Below are 17970 nucleotides of genomic sequence, written 5' to 3' on the forward strand. Positions count from 1 at the left end.
CGGGAGTCTTGCAGGTCACCAGGGCGAGGGCTGGTAGTCCTTCACGAAGCAGCCGTAGAGGTCCGTGCCGGCCTCGCCGAGCACGATCGGGTCGTAGACACGGGCTGCGCCGTCGACCAGGTCGAGCGGTGCGTGCCAGCCCTCGGCGGCGATGCGGAGCTTGTCCTGGTGGGGGCGCTCGTCGGTGATCCATCCGGTGTCGACGGCTGTCATCAGGATCCTGTCGGTCTCGAACATCTCGCCCGCCGACGTCCGGGTCATCATGTTGAGAGCGGCCTTGGCCATGTTGGTGTGCGGGTGGCCGGCGCCCTTGTAGCGCCGCGAGAACTGGCCCTCCATAGCCGACACGTTGACGACGTAGGCACGGTTGGACGGCGCCTGCGCGGCCGCCGCTGCCATCGCCGGGCGGAGCCGGGAGACCAGCAGGAACGGCGCGATCGAGTTGCACAGCTGCACCTCGAGGAGCTCGAGCGGGTCGACCTCGTCGACGGTCTGCGTCCACGAGTTGTTGGTCTGGGTGTCGGGCAGCAGGCCGCCGGCGTCCACGGCCGTGCCGGCGAGGTGTGCGTCGAGGGAGGCGTGTCCGGCCTTGAGCGCGAGCGCCGTCATGGAGGCCGCGTTGTGGGCCGCGACGGCGTGGTCCTCGCTCTCCCCCAGGTGGTGGGCCACGGCCGTCTCGGCGAGCGCCCCGGCGATCGCCGCCGGGTGGGCCGAGGAGATCCGGTCGAAGGTCACCAGCTCCGGCAGGGCGACACCCTCGGGCAGCGGCTGCGACTCGCCCTCGACGAGCGGGGCGTAGGCGCCGGGCGAGCGTCGTACCGTCTGGCAGGCGTTGTTGATGACGATGTCGAGCGGGCCCGCAGCCGCGACGTCGTCTGCCAGCGAGACCACCTGCGTCGGGTCGCGCAGGTCGATGCCGACGACCTTGAGGCGGTCGATCCAGTCGCCCGCGTCGGGCAGGGAGGAGAAGCGGCGTACGGCGTCGCGCGGGAACCGCGTCGTGATCGTCGTGTGGGCGCCGTCGCGCAGGAGGCGCAAGGCGATGTACATCCCGATCTTGGCGCGGCCACCGGTGAGCAGGGCGCGCTTGCCGGTGAGGTCGGTGCGCTGGTCGCGCTTGGTGTGGCTCATCGCGGCGCAGCTGGGGCAGAGCCAGTGGTAGAACGCGTCGACCAGCGTGTAGTCGGTCTTGCAGATGTAGCACCCGCGCGGGTTGATGAGCTCGCCCGCGAACGCACCCGGGGCCGTGGAGACCAGCGGGATGCCGGCGGTCTCGTCGTCGATGCGCACCGGCGAGCCGGTCGCGGTGAGCTCGGTGACCGCCCGGTCGTGCGCGAGCTCCTCGGCACGCTTGCGGAGCTTCCGCTCCGACTTGATCGCCTTGTACATGTGGGACGCGGCGCGCTTGACCGCGACGTGGTCCGGGTGGTCGCCGGGCAGGTGGTGGAGCGTCTGCAGCACCCGCAGCGTCGTCGCCAGGTCGTCAGGGTCGATGCCGCCCGAGGACTCGGGGAGGGGATCGGTCTGGCTCACCGGAGAAGAGTAGGTCGGGCTGGGAGTAGTCACCGCATCGTTCAGCCCGGCCAGAAGGGCGAGTGGGCAGTCGGAGCTGGATCTGGCGTCTCGGGACGCCGCCAACTGCCCACTGCTTCGCAGGCGTGCGGCCCTCAGGGCCTGAACTGCTCCTTCGCCCAGTCGAGCCGGGCGGTGGGGGAGGCGCCGCCGGAGGGGCGGGACCCGTTGGAGTCACCGGCGTAGTCGAGGCGGTAGCCGATGCTGCGGACGGTGTGGATCCAGGTGACCGGGTCGTGCTTGCGCAGCTTGGCGCGCAGGTTCGCCACGTGCACGTCGACGAGGTGCTGGTCGTGGGCGAGCTCGCTGCTCCAGATGGAGCGGACCATCTCCTCGCGGGTGCAGACGCGGCCGAGGTTGCGCGCCAGCAGCTCGAGGACGTCGTACTCGATGCGGGTCAGGTCGACGACGTTGCCGGCGATCTCGACCTCGCGGCGCTCGGGGTGGACCACCAGACCCGCACCGCACGCGATGAACGACCGGGTCTCGGGCGAGGCGCCCGGAGAGTCGGCGGAGCCGGCGGCGGAGGTCTCGACGCCGGTGCGCGGACGGCGGAACAGCGCGGCCACGCGGGCCCGCAGCTCGCGGGGCGAGAAGGGCTTGAGCATGTAGTCGTCGGCGCCGACCTCGAGGCCGATGAGGCGGTCGATCTCGTCGGCCCGCGCGGAGACGATCATGATGTAGCAGTCGCTCTGCTCGCGGATGCGGCGAGCGACCTCGATGCCGTCCATCTGCGGGAGCGTCAGGTCGAGGGTGACCAGGTCGGGCTCGTTGGCCTGGCACGCGCTGATGGCGCTGCGTCCGTCACGCGCGATGTCGACCTTGAAACCTGCTGCCTGCAGCGTCTCCACGAGCACGCTGGAGATGTCTGCGTCGTCCTCGACGACGAGCGCTCGCGAACTGTCCATGTCCCAACCCCACGTTTCTCCCCCTGTCGGAGCCCCCCGGCTCCGGCGACGCCCTCGCGGAACGTTGTGCAGATCTTAGGCGTACCCATAATTTTCCGACCAGTACTCCACAACCTGGGAGTGCTGGTCTAGACAGGTTGTCCGAGATTCACCGCGCGGTTCACCCAGACGGACGTCGTGACCATGCCGACCTTCTCGTAGAGACCGAGCGCTCCCGTGCGGGAGTCGGTGGCGAGCTCGGAGACCACGGCACCCGCGGCGCGTGCTGCTGCGAAGGAGTCGACGAGCAGGGCCTGGGCCAGCCCCTGGTTGCGCTGGTCCCTGCGGGTCGCCAACCGCGAGACGTAGCCGACCCGACCCGCCCCTGCGTCCTCGCCCAGGAGCACGACCGCAGCAGCGACGACGTCGTCGCCGGGACCGGTCACCACGCGCAGGTTCCACGGCTCGAACCCCGGGCGCTGGAGAACCGACGCGCGGAAGTCCTCGAACGACTCACGCTCCCGCACCGACCACTCCAGGAACGCGTCCTCGACGACCGCATGGGCCTCGGCCTGCTGCGACTCGGTCGCCGTGCCGACGGCGTACCCGGGCGGCAGGCGTCGCTCAGGAACGTCGACGCCGGCGGGGAGCTGCAGCAGCCAGCTGGTCCACCGCACGTGGTAGCCGAGGCCCTCGAGCAGCCTGTCGCCGGCCGACCCCTGCGGCACGGGCATGCCCACCACGGTCGAGCCGACCTCACGGCCCTTGGCTCGCAGCCAGGCGGCCAGCCACGTGCCGATGCCGCGTCCGCGCCACTGCGGATGCACGGCGGCGTCGGCACGGTCGGCGCCCATCAGCTCGGCGTAGGCGACGATCCGATCACCCTCGAGGACGCACACCGAGCGGGCGGCCAGGTCATGGCTGGGCCGCGTCCAGTCGGCGACCAGGTCGGCCTCCTCGACCTGCGGGACCCCGATGTCGTACCTCTCCTGGGCGGCGATGATGGCGTGGACGGCAGGCGCGTCCTCCAGCCGGACGGGGCGGGTGGCGAGACCCGGTGGCAGCTCCATGTCCCGGAGTCTGCCGAGGTGGAGGTCGGCTGTCGCGGGAGTTTCCGCCGGTGGTGACCAACGTCGCCGCAGCGTGGAATCCCCACGCCGCCTCCGCGCCATCTACCGTGGTGGCGTGAGCGACACGACTTCCCCGCACGAGCAGGTCCAGGGCTTCGACGAGCTGGGGCTCGACCCTGCGGTCCTGAAGGCCCTCTCAGACGTCGGCTACGAGTCGCCCTCGGCCATCCAGGCGCAGACGATCCCGCCGTTGCTCGAGGGCCGCCACGTCGTCGGCCTCGCCCAGACCGGCACCGGGAAGACCGCCGCGTTCGCCCTGCCGATCCTCTCCCAGCTCGACCTGTCCCAGAAGACGCCGCAGGCGCTGGTGCTCGCCCCGACCCGCGAGCTCGCGCTGCAGGTCTCCGAGGCGTTCGAGAAGTACGCCGCCCACCTCAAGGGCGTCCGCGTGCTGCCGATCTACGGCGGCCAGGGGTACGGCGTGCAGCTGTCGGCCCTGCGCCGCGGCGTGCACGTGGTCGTCGGCACCCCCGGCCGCATCATGGACCACCTCGAGAAGGGCACGCTCGACCTCTCGGAGCTGCGCTTCCTCGTGCTCGACGAGGCCGACGAGATGCTCAAGATGGGCTTCGCCGAGGACGTCGAGACGATCCTCGCCGACACCCCCGACACCAAGCACGTGGCGCTCTTCTCGGCCACCATGCCGCCCCAGATCCGACGCATCTCGAAGAAGTACCTCCACGACCCCGTCGAGATCACCGTCAAGAACAAGACGTCGACGGTCTCCTCCATCACCCAGCGCTACCTGATCGTGTCCTACCCGCAGAAGGTCGACGCGCTGACCCGCATCCTCGAGGTCGAGAACTTCGAGGGGATGATCGTCTTCGTCCGGACCAAGAACGAGACCGAGACGCTGGCCGAGAAGCTCCGTGCCCGCGGCTACTCCGCGATGGCCATCAACGGCGACGTCGCGCAGGTGCAGCGCGAGCGCACCATCAACCAGCTCAAGTCGGGCAAGCTCGACATCCTCGTCGCCACCGACGTCGCCGCCCGTGGCCTCGACGTCGAGCGGATCAGCCACGTCGTCAACTACGACATCCCCACCGACACCGAGTCCTACGTCCACCGCATCGGCCGCACCGGTCGAGCGGGCCGCACGGGTGACTCGATCGCCTTCGTCACCCCGCGCGAGCGCCACCTGCTGCGGGCCATCGAGAAGGCCACCCGCCAGCCGCTGACCCAGATGCAGCTGCCCACCGTCGACGACGTCAACGCCACCCGCCTGACGCGCTTCGACGACCAGATCACGCAGGCGCTGACCCAGCCCGAGCGCATCGACTTCTTCCGCGACGTCGTCTCCCACTACGTCAGCGAGCACGACGTGTCCGAGGTCGACGTCGCCGCCGCCCTGGCGGCCGTCATGCACGGCGAGCAGCCGCTGCTGCTCGAGCCGGAGCCCGAGCGGTCCACCCGCAGCTTCGACGACCGGCCCACCCACGGCGGGAAGGCCCAGCGCGAGCGCGCCCCCCGCACCGGACGCACCGACGTGCAGATGGCGACCTACCGCATCGCGGTCGGCAAGCGCCACAAGGTCGAGCCGCGCCAGATCGTGGGCGCGCTGGCCAACGAGGGCGGTCTCTCGCGCGGCGACTTCGGCTACATCTCCATCAAGCCCGACTTCTCCCTGGTCGAGCTCCCGGCCGACCTGCCGTCCGGCACGCTCGACCGGCTCGCCGGCACGCGCATCTCGGGCAAGCTGATCGAGATCCGTCCCGACGCCGGCCCGCCGCAGCGTCGTACCCACTCCGGTGGCGAGCGCGCACGGAAGCCCCGCCACAAGGACTGATCGCCCAGTCGGCGCCAACATCACGCCGAGTCGGCGTGAAATTGCGCCGAGCCGGCGCAAAGGTGCCGCTGAGTCGGCGCCAAATTGCACCGAGCCGGCGCATCCGCCACGGGGGGTCACGGATGCGCCGACTCGATGGTTGGCTGGCGCCGACTGAGGGAGGGACTGGCGCCAGCTCGAGGCGAAGTCAGCGCCGACTCGGGGGAGGTTGGCGCCGACTCGCGGTCAGGGGGTCAGGCGCTCTTGATCGCGGAGACGTCGAACTCGAGCTTGATCTTCTCGGAGACGAGCACGCCGCCGGTCTCGAGAGCAGCGTTCCAGGTCAGGCCCCAGTCCTTGCGGTTCACGGTGACGTCGCCCTCGAAGCCGACGCGGACGTTGCCGAAGGGGTCCTGGGCCGAGCCGGTCTGCTCGAGCTCGATCGTGAGGGGCTTGGTGACGTCCTTGATGGTGAGGTCGCCGGTGAGCTTCCAGTCGTCACCGTCGCGCTCGACGTTCGTGCCGACGAACTTGATGGTCGGGTACTTCTCGACGTCGAAGAAGTCAGCCGACTTGAGGTGGCCGTCGCGGTCGGCGCTGCCGGTGTCGATGCTGGCGACGTCGAGGATGACCTCGACGCTCGAGGCCGACGGGTTGGCGGTGTCGACGTGGGCCTTGCCCTCGAAGTCCTTGAACTGGCCGCGGACCTTGGTCACCATCGCGTGGCGGGCCACGAAGCCGAAGCGTGAGTGGGAGGCGTCGATGGCGTAGTCGCCGGCGATGTCGGAGAGAAGGGTGGTGGGGGTGTCGAACTCGCTCATGTGAACTCCTGGTCAGTCAGTTGGGTGAAGATTCAACTACTGTAACGAGGGTCCTCGCCCAGACATTCCCGAGGGGGAGAAAAAAGATCGCAGAAGTCCGAGGCCCCTTGCTGCATGGGGTCAGCAAGGGGCCGAGGCAAACCTTCGCATGAGGCCGCCGACCTGTCCGCGGATCGATGGAAAACTTGGAAGAACCGGACGAAATCACCCGGTCAACGAGGCAAGCACCACACCAGCAGCTCGCTGGGCCCGTTGGCCGAGACCTCGCGCGCGGAGTCGTCGGAGAGGCGCGCCGCATCGCCGGCGGACAGGTCGAGGCCACCCACACGGGCACTGCCCGTGGCCGCGAAGACGTGCAGCAGCGGTGCCTCCGGCAGGGCGACGGCCTGACCCGCGGCGAGCCGGGCGACGAGCAGCCGCGCGCCGGTGACACGGATCGGGAGGGCGGACCCGCCGACCACCTCGACCAGGCCGTCGGCGCCCGCCGGCGCCTCCCCGAGCGAGTATGACGTCGTACCTCCCGGCCCGTCGGGCCGAAGCCAGGCCTGGACGAACCGGCAGCGCCCCGAGGCCGCGTCGGCGATCTCGGAGTGGCGTACGCCGCTGCCGGCCGAGAGCAGCTGCGCCTGCCCGGCCTGCACGACGGACCGCGCGCCGTCGGAGGAGGTGTGGACGAGCGCCCCCTCGAGCACCCACGTGACGATCTCCAGGTGGGAGTGGGGGTGGTCGGGGTAGCCGGCGCCGGGATCCAGCTCGTCGTCGTTGTGGCAGACCATCGGCCCGAAGCCGAGGTTGGCCGGGTCGTGGTGGGGCCCGAAGGAGAAGGAGTGCCGTGTCGTGCGGCCCGGCGCGGTGGTGGTGGCGCGGGCGGCCCCGCGGTGCAGAGCGTTCACGGCGTGGCGCCCCGGGGCAGATCGAGCGCCCCTGCGAGGAGGCGGCGCGAGACGCCGAGCAGCTCGCCTCGGTCGACGGGGAGCGCGGCGTTGGCGCCGGCCAGCCGGTCGAACAGGATGCCGTCGAGGGCCGCGACCAGCCACCCGGCGCTGTCGACCGCGTCCTCGACGCCGAGCCCTGCGAGCACGTCGGCGACGCGGGCCCGCACTGCCGTGCCGCCACGGTGCAGGACCGCGGCGACCTCGGGCCGCCGCAGCGCCTCGAGGGAGAGCTCGTAGCGGGCGAGGTGTCGTTCGCGGCCGCTCGTCAGCCACTTCTCGAGGAGCCCGGCCAGCGCCGCGACCATCCCGTCGGCATCGTCGGCGGTGAGCAGGGGTGCCATGACGTCCAGGTCGTCGTGGTCCTGGGCGACGAGGTCGTCGAGGCAGGCACTGAGGAGGGCGGCCCGCGTGCGGAAGTAGTAGGAGGTAGACCCCGCTGGGACGCCGGCGGCGGAGTCGACCGCTCGATGGGTCAGGCCGCGCCCTCCCTCGGTGGCGAGCACGTGCAGTGCCGTGCGCGCGATGTGGGTGCGACGGTCGGGCTGCTCCATCCGGCCACTCTACCGGCGTAGAGTGGCGCGGTAGGCTCTACACCTGTAGTGTCCGGCGCATGGACCCGCTCACGAGACGCCCCGCCACCGTCGTGGGGGGCGGTATCGGCGGCCTCGCCACCGCCCTGGCCCTTCAGCGAACGGGGTGGGAGGTGACGGTGCGCGAGCGCCGGACGTCGCTGGATCGCGGTGGGGCCGGGCTGGTCCTGTGGCCCAACGCGCTGCGTTGCCTCGATCTCCTGGGCGTGGGGGACGCCGTGCGGCAGGCCGGCACGGCCCTGGACGGCGTGGCGATCCGACGGCCCGACGGACGCCCGGTCTCCAGCCTCGTGACCGAGCCCGGCGCCCGGCGTCCGCTGGCGATCCTGCGAGCCGACCTGGTCGACGCCCTGGCCGGCGCTCTCGAGCCGAGCGTGCTGACCCTCGACGCGACCGTGAGCGACATCGAGTCGCTGCCGGGCGACCTCGTCGTCGGGGCGGACGGCCTCCGCTCGACCGTGCGACGCGCGCTGGGCGTCGCGGTCGAGCCGGCGAGCCGTGGCTACACGGTGTGGCGTGCCGTCGTGCCCCCGGGCGTCGGTCCCCTCGCGGACCCTCGTGAGCTCTGCGAGACCTGGGGCGCGGGCGTCCGCGTGGGGACGGTGCCGCTCGGCGGGCGAGGCACTTATCTCTATGCGTCGGCGCCCCTGTCCGCCGCCGGTCCCGCCCGGACCGCTGAGACGGAGCTGGCCTGGCTCCGGCGTCGCTTCGCCGACTGGCACGCACCCGTCCCCGCCCTGCTGCGGGCGATCGAGCCCTCGACGCTCCTGCGCCACGACGTCGCGGACCTGCCGCCGGGGCGCGTGCCCCTGCACCGGGGCAGGTACTCACTCGTCGGCGATGCCGGCCACGCGATGGAGCCGAACCTCGGACAGGGGGCCGGACTCGCCCTGGAGGACGCGGTCGTGCTGGCCCACGCCCTGACCGTCGAGCCCAGCGTGGCCGGCGCCCTGTCGACGTACGACGACCACCGGGCGCCCCGGGTCGCCTCGCTGGCGCGCCAGTCCCGGCGCATCGGCCAGCTGTCGCGGCTCACGCAGCCCCACCTGGTCGCCCTGCGGGACGCGGCGATGCGGATGACTCCCGACCGGGCGACCCGACGAGCCTCCGCCGCCGCCCATGACTGGCGGCCGCCGGCCACCCCGCACGTCCACACCCACCCCACAGCACAGGAGCCCGCATGAGGACCAGGACCGTCGCCGCCACCGTCGCAGGCTGGCTGCTCGTCATCACCGGCGTCGGCCACACGACGCTCGTCGCGATCAGCAGCGCCGCAACCACCTCGCCGGCGGACACCGCGATCCGTGACGCGATGGCCGCCGCCCCGGTCACGGTCGCGGGCCTGGAGCGCAGCTACTGGGACCTCTACGTCGGCTTCAGCCTGATGATGGCCCTGATGCTCGTCGGGCTGGGGGCGCTGGTGCTCCTCGTCCTGCGCCGCGCCCCCGAGCTGGTGGCGAGAGGCATGGTGGTCCTGCTGGCCCTCGTGCTCGTCCCCGCGTGGGCGATCAGCGCGCTTCTGCTGCCGCCTCCGCCGATCGTGCTCCTCGGAGCAGCGGCCGTGGCGGTGGTGTCCGCCGCGGTCCTGCGACCTCGCCCAACCCGCGTACAGCAGCCGGTTCCTGCGGATATCTTCGACATGTGAGCGCCTCTTCCCCGGCCGGCGGCTTTCCGCTGCTCCCGCCGGGCTTCCGTTTCGGCACCAGCACCGCGGCCTACCAGGTCGAGGGCGCAGTGGCCGAGGACGGCAGGGGTCCCTGCATCTGGGACACGTTCAGCGCTCAGCCGGGGCGGATCGTCGACGGCACCACGGGGGCCGTCGCGGCCGACCACTACCACCGGGTCGGCGAGGACGTCGCCCTCATGAAGGAGCTCGGCGCCAGCGGCTACCGCTTCTCCATGAGCTGGTCGCGCATCCAGCCGACCGGCCGCGGGCGTCCCAACCCGGCCGGCCTCGCGTTCTACGACCGGCTCATCGACACCCTGCTCGGCAACGACATCGCCCCCATGGTGACGCTCTACCACGCCGACCTGCCCCAGGCGCTCGAGGACGAGGGCGGCTGGATCAACCGGGGGACCGTCGACTGCTTCGCCGAGTACGCCGCCATCGTGGGCGAGCGGTTCGGCGACCGGGTCGAGCACTGGGTCCCGGTCAACGAGCCCAACGTCCACACCTTCCTCGGTTACGGCAACGGCCAGCAGGCACCGGGCCGGACCCTCATGTTCGACGCGCTGTGGGCGGCCCACCACCTGCTGCTGGCCCACGGGCGCGCCGCGATCGAGCTGCGTCGTACCGCCGGGTCGGCCGACCGGGAGGTCAGCATCGGCTGCGCCAACAACCACGGTCCGGTGTGGCCGGCCACCGACGCCGACGCCGACGTGGGCGCCAGCAAGATCTTCGACGCGCTGTGGAACGGCATGTTCCTCGAGCCGATGCTGCTCGGGCGCTACCCGGCCGACCTGATGCCGCTGCTCGAGGGACTCGCCGAGCCCGGCGACATGGCCACCATCCGCCAGCCCCTCGACTTCTACGGCGTCAACTACTACAACCCGATGCGCATCGCGGCTGCGCACGAGGACGCAGACCTGCCCTTCGACTTCTGCGACGTGCTGGGCTACCCGGCCACCGACCGCGGGTGGCCCGTCGTGCCCGACGCGCTGCGCGAGTGGCTCATCATGTTCCGCGCGCGCTACCGCGCCGCGCTGCCGCCGATCATGATCACCGAGTCGGGCGCGGCCTACAACATGGAGCCGGGGCCTGACGGCACGGTCGACGACCAGCCGCGCATCGACTACATCGACGCCCACCTGCGCGCCGTCGGCGAGGCGATCAGGCGTGGAGTCGACATCCGCGGCTACTACTGCTGGTCGCTGCTCGACACCTTCGAGTGGTCCGAAGGCCTCAGCCAGCGCTACGGCCTGGTCCACGTCGACCGCGACACCCAGGAGCGGACTCCCAAGAAGTCGTTCCAGTGGTACGCCGACATGATCGCCGCCCAGCCCCGGCAGGAGCAGCCGCGGGGCTGAGAGCTCCTGGGAGACCGGTCACTGAGTCCGCGTGCACTCGAGGCGGTGCATGCCCTGATCGAAGGCCTTGCCGTGCGGCGATGTGTTGACCTCGGCTGCGGACCCGCAGGCCCCCCGACCCCAGCGCGTGCCTCTCGTCGTGAAAGTAACCTTGATTTCACGCCGACGACCGTTTGCGGGATGGGTCCGAGGCACCGACGGTGACCCGGCGACGAGGCGGCAGCACCGATAGGCTCGCCCCATGAGCAGCCGACGGGTCGTCTTCGTGGTCGGCTCGGGCCGGTCCGGCACGAGCACGATGGCCGGCGCGCTCAAGACCCTCGGCCTCCACGTGCCGCAGCCCGAGGTCGTCGCCGACGCCACCAACCCCAAGGGGTTCGGCGAGCCGCGCTGGGTGGTCGACCTCCACGACGAGCTGCTCAAGCGCAGCGGTGTCCAGGTCTCCGACGCCCGACCGCGGGCGTGGCTCGACTCGGGCACGACCAGCGGTGACCATGCCACGCGCGAGCGCGTCGCGACCTGGCTGGAGGGCGAGCTCGCCGCCCACGACGAGCTGGTGATCAAGGATCCGCGGGCGGCCTGGTTCCTCGGCCTGTGGCGGGCCTGCGCCGAGCGCTGCGACGCCACGCCGTCCTTCGTGACGATGCTGCGGCCGGTCACCGAGGTGGTCGGCTCCAAGCAGAAGTACTACGACGCAGGTCAGGGTGATGTCACCCGCACCGCCGCCTGGGTCAACATGATGCTCCACACCGAGCGCGCCACCCGCGGCGAGCAGCGCCGGTTCGTGAGGTACGCCGACCTGCTCACCGACTGGACCCAGCCGGTGTTCGCCATCGGAGAGGCGTTCGATCTCGCGGCGGTGAAGACCGCGATGGCCGTCGACATCGCCGAGGTGCACCGCTTCATCGACCCCTCGCTGCGTCGGGTGACGCTGACGTGGGACGACGTCGCCGTCCCCTCCCGCCTGCGCGAGCTGGCCGAGGAGACCTGGGAGGTGCTCGACGGCCTCGCCGACGAGGGCGGCGACACCGCCAAGGCCCACGCCCGCTGCGACGAGCTGCGGGCGGCCTACCTGGAGCAGTACGCCGAGGCCGAGGCCTTCGCCCACTCCTCCGTCCTGGCCGCGCGTCGTGCCGGCGAGGCGAGTGCGGCGCACGCCCCGACGTCCCGCGCGTCGGACCGCGTCCCCCACGCGGTGCGCGCCATGGTCCCCCCGGGCGCGCGCCAGCGGATCCGCAAGGTCCTCCACCGAGAGCGCCCGTGACTCCCGACATCGCATCCCTCGAGGGACTCCCCGAGTACGACGTCACCTGGCCTTGGTCGGGTGGGTCGCGGGAGGCGCTCACGCCGGGCCTGACCTGCGTCTTCCGGGTGCGCAACGAGGCACGCAACCTGCCCTGGGTCCTGCCTCCGATCCTCGCGGCGGTCGACCACGTCCTGCTGGTCGACAACCTCTCCGACGACGACACGGCCGACGTCGCCCGCCGCGTGGCCGACGAGTGCGGCGCCGGTGACCGGCTGACCGTGCTGGACTACCCCCACCAGGTGGCCCGCGCGGGTGGCGAGCACCTCGCCACCCCGGCCACGAGCGTGCACTCGCTGACCCACTTCTACAACTGGTGCTTCTCCCACGTCCGCACGACCTACTCGATGAAGTGGGACGGCGACATGGTGCTGACCCCGGAGGGGTCCGGCATCCTGCGCGACCTGTCGTGGCAGCTGCAGGCCGCACAGGTCGTCGTGGCCATGCCCCGCCACCCGCTGACGGTGGTCGACGAGTCCACCGGCTGGCTCGACCTCTCGCTGCGCTTCCTGGAGCCGTGGGTCTACCCGATGGGTCCCCAGTCGACGTTCGTGAAGGCGTTCGACTGGGAGCTGCGCGAGCAGCCGCCCGGTGTCGAGCGGCTGGTCCTCCAGCAGGGACTGTGCGTGGAGGTGAAGTGGCTCGACGCCGACGAGTACGCCCACTGGCGCAAGGACGGCGTCGACTTCACCAACACCCGCCTCTACCGCAAGCTCCGCGAGTTCGAGGTGGACGAAGCCATCCGCAACGGTCGGGCCGAGGAGCTCGGAGGCCTCGTCAAGGTCACGGCCCCCGCGGGCGTGCACGTCATCGACCACGTCAGCCGCGACTGGCTCTGGCGCCAGCCCCGTCCGCTGGTGCGCCACTCCCTGCCCGCGTCGCTCCGTGAGCGGGTGCGCCCATGACGACCAAGAAGGCCGCGACGCTCGACTCCGAGCGTCATCCACTGCACGACCTCAGGCTGCCCGGTCCCACCCTGGTCCTGGTCGACGACACCGACTCGCTCGCGCTCGACGCCCTGCGCGGCATCGAGGACGTCACCGGCCTCAACGCCGAGGTCACCGGCGCGTCCTCGCTCTCGGGCCCGAGCCGCGGGTGGGGCTCGGTCCTCGTGGTGGCGGCCGACCGGGCCCGGCTCCGCCGGCTCGCCAGCGGCGTGCCGCAGCTCGGCCAGTGCCGGGCAGTGGCCTGCTGGCTCACCGAGACCCCGGTGCCGTGGGTGCTCGTGCCCCGGCCCGAGTGGCCGGTGATGACCCACCTGACGGCCCGCACGGCCGGCACTCGCGGCGTGCTGTGCGTCGTACGCTTCGACGCCGGTGCCCGCGCCCAGCGGGTCGTGATGGAGATGGCCCGCCAGGCGGCAGGCCCCGGCGAGACCGCGCACGGCGGCCTGGTCACGGCCTACGCGGGCCGTGCCGCCGCACCCGGCCTCGACCCGCGCAGCCTCCACCTCGACGCCGTCGCCGACGCCGGCAGCTCCGAGCGCGACGTCCCGCCCGACGTCGTGCTGGCTCCCGAGGGAGCCCGCGGCTCGGTCGAGCCGCACCACGTCATCGACCGCCCGCCCACGGTGGTGACCGACCCCGGGCCGGACCCCTACGACGAGCGGGTCTTCCACCCGATCGGCTTCCGCAAGGACTGGGACCTCCCGGTCGTCGAGCTCGCCACCCTCACCCGGGGCCCGGTCACCGAGGCGGTCATCGAGCGGGCACGACCCCACCAGGGCGTCCGCGTCGACGCCGGCCTCATCGCGACCGCCGACCTGCTGGCCCTCGCCGCCTCCGGCGTGCCGCTGGAGGTGTGGGGTCGCCCCGAGGTCGCCCCGCCGCTGGCCACGGCACTGCGGTCCCAGGTCGACCTCGACGACCCGCTGCGACGTGAGGAGCACAGCCTCGCCTGCCGCCGCGCGACCTTCGACGCCCACTCGACCCTCGCCTGGCGGAGCACCCTGGCCGACCGCGCCGGCGTCCGCCACGTCGGGCTGCCGCCGGTCAGTGCGCTGCTCTCGACCAAGCGTCCCGAGATGCTCGACTTCGCCCTGCGGCAGGTCGCGCGCCAGCGAGGGGCCGACATCGAGCTGGTGCTCGCCTGCCACGGCTTCGAGGCCGACCCCGACGTCGTACGCCGTGCCCTCGGTGACCTGCCCCACCAGGTCCTCACCTTCGACTCCGACACCTTCTTCGGCGACGTCCTCACCGGTGCGGCACGTGCCGCGTCGGCCGAGGTGGTGCTCAAGATCGACGACGACGACTGGTACTCCCCGGACGCCGTGCACGACCTCCTCATGGCGCGCCGCTTCTCCGGGGCCGACGTGGTCGGCATGCCGGCGGAGTTCGTCTACCTCGAGGAGACCGACACCACGGTCCGGCGCAACCACCCCAGCGAGCTCTTCGCACGGTTCGTGGCGGGGGGCACCATGCTCCTCGACCGTGGACTGCTGCGCTCCCTCGGTGACTTCCGCCGCGTGCGGCGCTACGTCGACGCCCAGCTGCTCGCCGGCGTCGAGGCTGCAGGCGGGCGGATCTACCGCACGCACGGCCTCGGCTACGTCCTGCGACGCGGGTCCGGGGGACACACCTGGCAGCGTGACGCGGAGGAGTTCCGCAGGGCTGAGATCCTCGACTCGGAGTGGTCGGGGTTCGCCCCGAGCCGGACGATGGAAGTATTGGACGCGGACCTGCCCGCAGCAGGCCGGATCGTCCAGGACGTCAGGGGGGAGTGAATGCCGAGACAACCGGTGGTGCGCCACAACGACTGGAGCACGCTCACGCCCCACGACCTGGGCGGGTGGACCCCCACCCTCTCGGTCAGCGTCGTCATCCCCACGTGGCGGGCTGAACGCACCCTGCCGCTGGTGCTGGCCGGCCTGGCGGCCCAGAGCTATCCCAGCCACCTGCTCGAGGTGGTCGTCGTCGACGACGGCAACGAGCCGCCGGTGACGTTGCCCGAGGTCCGTCCCGACAACACCCGGGTCGTGCGCGTGACCTCCGGCTGGGGCCGCGCCAACGCCTGCCGCACGGGCGCCCTGGCCGGTGACGGCGACGTCATCCACTGGCTCGACTCCGACATGCTCGCCTACCGCGAGCACGTCGAGGCCCAGCTGAGGTGGCACCACCTCCTCGACTACGCCGTCGTGCTCGGCACCAAGCGGTTCGTCGATCCGAGCTCCCTGCTCGACCGCGACCCCGCCGAGGTCCGCGACATCGTGGCCGCCGGCCGGGCCGAGGAGCTCTTCGACGCCGACGACTCCGAGCCGCACACCTGGGTCGAGGGCATGTGGCGGCGCACCGATGACCTCACCCTCGCCGGCCCGCGCGCCTTCCGCGCCCACGTCGGCGCGACCGGATCGCTGACCCGGGCGCTCTACGACGACGCCGGCGGCATGGACCCCACCCTCGTCCTCGGCGAGGACGTCGAGCTGGGCCACCGGCTCGCCCGCTCCGGAGGCGTCCTGATCCCCGACCACGCCGCCCAGTCCTGGCACCTGGGCCGTTCCCACGTGATGCAGAACAAGGACGCCGTCAACCGCCACAACGACACCTTCCTCGCCGACCTCGCGCCCACGATGCGGCCCAAGCGCAACGTCCGCGGCCGCACCTACCAGGTGCCCTACCTCGAGGCGGTCGTCCCGGCCGGCGCCGCCGACGAGACCATCCGGCTCGTCGACTCGCTCCTCGACGGCGACGTCCCCGACCTGCGGGTGCTGGTGCTCGGTCCCTGGTCGACCGTCGGCGACGACCGGGTCAGCCCCTTGACCGACCCGGCGCTCGACCTCCGGCTCGTGGAGCGCACCTACCGCCACGAGCCGCGGGTCCGGCTGGTCGAGCCCAGCGTCGGCTCCGGCGGGGTCGAGTCACTGCCGCCCGACACCGACGCGGAGTTCCGGCTGATCCTCCCCGGCGTCGACTTCGCCCCGCTGGGTCCGGCGCTCGACCTGCTGCTCGCCGACCTGGAGCGCACCCACCACGGCGCCCGTGTGCTCGCCTTCCCCGACGGCTCGGCCGCCCAGCTGGTCCGCACCGCCGCGCTCGCGCGCGTGGCCCGCGTGCTCGCCGACGGCGACGACCCCGACGAGCTGCTCGACCGGATCGCCGGCGTCGTGTCCTACGACGCCACCTCGGTCGGATTCGTGCCCACCATGGAACGCGAGGTCGAGCGCTTCGTGCTCAAGGCGAAGTCCGCCATCGACCCCGCCGACTCCACCAACCTCCTGCGCAAGGCCCTGGCCCGGGCGACCGGCAGGCGTGGTCCTGCTCGCGCGGCGATGCCCGCGCCCCCGGGCGTGCACCACGACGCCGTACCCCCCGCCTTCGAGCCGCGGCCGCCTGCGGGCCGCCCCGACAGTGGTCGCAACGGAGGGTCGGGTCCCGTCGTCCCCGCGCCGGCCCCGGCCGGCGGCCGGGCCGACGACGACTCCGCCGAGGTGCGCCGCGGCCTCTTCGGCCGGCGCCGCTGACCCGAGTCGGCGCTTATGTCCCGCCGAGTCGGCGTGAACCTGCCGAGAGTCGCCGGATATCACCCAGGTCTCCCCGGCCGGCGACCACCCTGGCGGCACACGACATGCAATCCGGGCGTTGAGGTGTCGTACGCCGCCACTCTGGTTTGCGCCGGTGTCGTACGCCGCCACTCTGGGTCGCGCCGGTGTCGTACGCCGCCACGGTGGGGGGCGCCGGTGTCGTACGCCGCCACCGTGGGTCGGGCCCCAGGCCGGGCGCCAGGCCGACGGCAGGCCGAGGTGGAGGTACGACGCCTCAGTCGGCGCCGAAGAGGTCGCGCGTGTAGACCTTGTCGGCCACGTCGGCGAGCTCGTCGACCATCCGGTTGGCGACGATCAGGTCGACGCGCTCCTTGAACGACGCCAGGTCGTGGGTCACCTCGGAGCCGAACCACTGGTCGTCGTCGAGCTCGGGCTCGTAGACGATGACCTCGATGCCCTTGCCCTTGAGCCGCTTCATGATCCCCTGCACCGAGGACTCGCGGAAGTTGTCGGAGCCGGCCTTCATGATGAGCCGGTGGATCCCGACGACGTCGGGCTCGCGGTCGATGATGTCGAAGGCGACGACGTCCTTGCGCGTGGTGTTGGCGTCGACGATCGCCGAGATCAGCGTCTGGGGCACCTCGTTGTAGTTCGCGAGCAGCTGCTTGGTGTCCTTGGGCAGGCACAGCCCGCCGTAGCCGAACGACGGGTTGTTGTAGTGGGTGCCGATGCGCGGGTCGAGACCGACGCCGTCGACGATCTGGCGCGTGGAGAGTCCACGCGCCATCGCGAAGGAGTCGAGCTCGTTGAAGTAGGCGACCCGCATCGCGAGGTAGGTGTTGGCGAACAGCTTGATCGCCTCGGCCTCGGTGGGCTGGGTGAAGAGGACGGGCACGTCGTCGTCGTCGGCGCCCTTGACGAGCAGCTCGGCGAACTCGCGGGCCCGCGCCGACTCCTCGCCGACCACGATGCGTGAGGGGTGGAGGTTGTCCCACAGCGCCTTGCCCTCGCGGAGGAACTCCGGGGAGAAGATCACGTTCGCGGTGCCGAGCCGGCGGCGTACGTCCTCGACGAAGCCCACCGGGATCGTCGACTTGATCACCATCGTCGCGTCGGGGTTGATCCGCTGGACGTCGCGGATGACGTGCTCGACGGCGGAGGTGTCGAAGTAGTTGGTGACCGGGTCGTAGTTGGTCGGCGTCGCGATCAGCACGAAGGCAGCGTCGCGGTGCGCCTCCTCCGGATCGGTGGTGAAGCTGATGTCGAGCTGCTCCTCGGCCAGGAAGCGCGAGATCTCCTCGTCCTGGATGGGACTCTCGCCCCGCTGCAGCTGGGCGATCCGGTCGGCGTCGAGGTCGAGGCCGACGACGGTGTTGTGGCGAGCCAGCAGCATCGACATGGACAGGCCGACGTAGCCGAGGCCGGCCACCGAAATCTTGGTCACGGCGCGATTGTGCCGTACT

General features: G+C 71.8%; 15 protein-coding genes. 8 read left to right on the plus strand and 7 right to left on the minus strand.

Annotated features, from left to right (window positions below; translation table 11 throughout):
- Nucleotides 1-15 precede the first annotated feature (15 nt).
- From EXE58_RS08535 to EXE58_RS08545, 3 genes are all read right to left on the minus strand, one after another.
- Nucleotides 16-1533: an SDR family NAD(P)-dependent oxidoreductase gene (locus tag EXE58_RS08535; protein WP_208544177.1), complete on the minus strand. Its 1518-nt coding sequence runs from the start codon at nucleotides 1531-1533 to the stop codon at nucleotides 16-18.
- Nucleotides 1534-1667: 134 nt separating this feature from the next.
- On the minus strand, nucleotides 1668-2480 hold the full coding sequence (locus EXE58_RS08540) for a response regulator transcription factor (RefSeq protein ID WP_135267484.1): 813 nt from the start codon (nucleotides 2478-2480) through the stop codon (nucleotides 1668-1670).
- Nucleotides 2481-2608: 128 nt separating this feature from the next.
- Nucleotides 2609-3529 (minus strand): GNAT family N-acetyltransferase, encoded by a 921-nt coding sequence (locus tag EXE58_RS08545; RefSeq protein ID WP_135267485.1) that lies wholly within the window; start codon nucleotides 3527-3529, stop codon nucleotides 2609-2611.
- A 115-nt stretch (nucleotides 3530-3644) separates the two neighbouring features.
- On the opposite strand from EXE58_RS08545, the gene EXE58_RS08550 reads away from it, so the two are divergent.
- Nucleotides 3645-5375, plus strand: a complete 1731-nt coding sequence (locus EXE58_RS08550) for a DEAD/DEAH box helicase (RefSeq protein WP_244242495.1) — start codon at nucleotides 3645-3647, stop codon at nucleotides 5373-5375.
- 233 nt (nucleotides 5376-5608) lie between these two features.
- Here the strand turns inward: EXE58_RS08550 and EXE58_RS08555 are convergent, their stop codons facing one another.
- The 3 genes from EXE58_RS08555 to EXE58_RS08565 all read right to left on the minus strand — a co-directional run bounded on the left by EXE58_RS08555 (nucleotide 5609) and on the right by EXE58_RS08565 (nucleotide 7661).
- On the minus strand, nucleotides 5609-6175 hold the full coding sequence (locus EXE58_RS08555; RefSeq protein ID WP_135267487.1) for a YceI family protein: 567 nt from the start codon (nucleotides 6173-6175) through the stop codon (nucleotides 5609-5611).
- 212 nt (nucleotides 6176-6387) lie between these two features.
- Nucleotides 6388-7068 carry a pirin family protein gene (locus tag EXE58_RS08560; RefSeq protein WP_135267488.1) on the minus strand — a complete coding sequence of 227 codons (681 nt, stop codon included), beginning with the start codon at nucleotides 7066-7068 and terminating at the stop codon, nucleotides 6388-6390.
- Nucleotides 7065-7661: a TetR/AcrR family transcriptional regulator gene (locus EXE58_RS08565; RefSeq protein ID WP_135267489.1), complete on the minus strand. Its 597-nt coding sequence runs from the start codon at nucleotides 7659-7661 to the stop codon at nucleotides 7065-7067. Before EXE58_RS08565 ends, EXE58_RS08560 begins: the two co-directional genes overlap by 4 nt.
- Before the next feature lie 59 nt (nucleotides 7662-7720).
- Here EXE58_RS08565 and EXE58_RS08570 point away from each other — a divergent pair, with 59 nt between their 5' ends.
- From EXE58_RS08570 to EXE58_RS08600, 7 genes are all read left to right on the plus strand, one after another.
- Nucleotides 7721-8884 (plus strand): FAD-dependent monooxygenase, encoded by a 1164-nt coding sequence (locus tag EXE58_RS08570; protein ID WP_135267490.1) that lies wholly within the window; start codon nucleotides 7721-7723, stop codon nucleotides 8882-8884.
- On the plus strand, nucleotides 8881-9345 hold the full coding sequence (locus EXE58_RS08575; RefSeq protein ID WP_135267491.1) for an LIC_13387 family protein: 465 nt from the start codon (nucleotides 8881-8883) through the stop codon (nucleotides 9343-9345). The genes EXE58_RS08570 and EXE58_RS08575 overlap by 4 nt, the downstream gene beginning before the upstream one ends.
- Nucleotides 9342-10727, plus strand: coding sequence for a GH1 family beta-glucosidase (locus EXE58_RS08580; protein ID WP_135267492.1), 1386 nt, complete (start codon nucleotides 9342-9344; stop codon nucleotides 10725-10727). The genes EXE58_RS08575 and EXE58_RS08580 overlap by 4 nt, the downstream gene beginning before the upstream one ends.
- A gap of 241 nt (nucleotides 10728-10968) precedes the next feature.
- Nucleotides 10969-11991, plus strand: coding sequence for a sulfotransferase family protein (locus EXE58_RS08585; protein WP_135267493.1), 1023 nt, complete (start codon nucleotides 10969-10971; stop codon nucleotides 11989-11991).
- A complete protein-coding gene (locus EXE58_RS08590; RefSeq protein WP_135267494.1) occupies nucleotides 11988-12935 on the plus strand; it encodes a glycosyltransferase family protein in 948 nt (315 codons plus the stop codon). Before EXE58_RS08585 ends, EXE58_RS08590 begins: the two co-directional genes overlap by 4 nt.
- The gene (locus tag EXE58_RS08595; protein ID WP_135267495.1) at nucleotides 12932-14752 is read left to right on the plus strand and encodes a glycosyltransferase family A protein; all 1821 of its coding nucleotides are present in this window, start codon (nucleotides 12932-12934) and stop codon (nucleotides 14750-14752) included. Before EXE58_RS08590 ends, EXE58_RS08595 begins: the two co-directional genes overlap by 4 nt.
- Complete coding sequence (locus EXE58_RS08600; protein WP_135267496.1) at nucleotides 14753-16486, plus strand: glycosyltransferase family 2 protein; 1734 nt, start codon at nucleotides 14753-14755, stop codon at nucleotides 16484-16486.
- A gap of 295 nt (nucleotides 16487-16781) precedes the next feature.
- Here the strand turns inward: EXE58_RS08600 and EXE58_RS08605 are convergent, their stop codons facing one another.
- A complete protein-coding gene (locus EXE58_RS08605) occupies nucleotides 16782-17951 on the minus strand; it encodes a nucleotide sugar dehydrogenase (protein ID WP_279638267.1) in 1170 nt (389 codons plus the stop codon).
- Between the last annotated feature and the right edge of the window lie 19 nt (nucleotides 17952-17970).

The sequence above is a fragment of the Nocardioides seonyuensis genome (assembly GCF_004683965.1).
GTDB lineage: Bacteria > Actinomycetota > Actinomycetes > Propionibacteriales > Nocardioidaceae > Nocardioides > Nocardioides seonyuensis.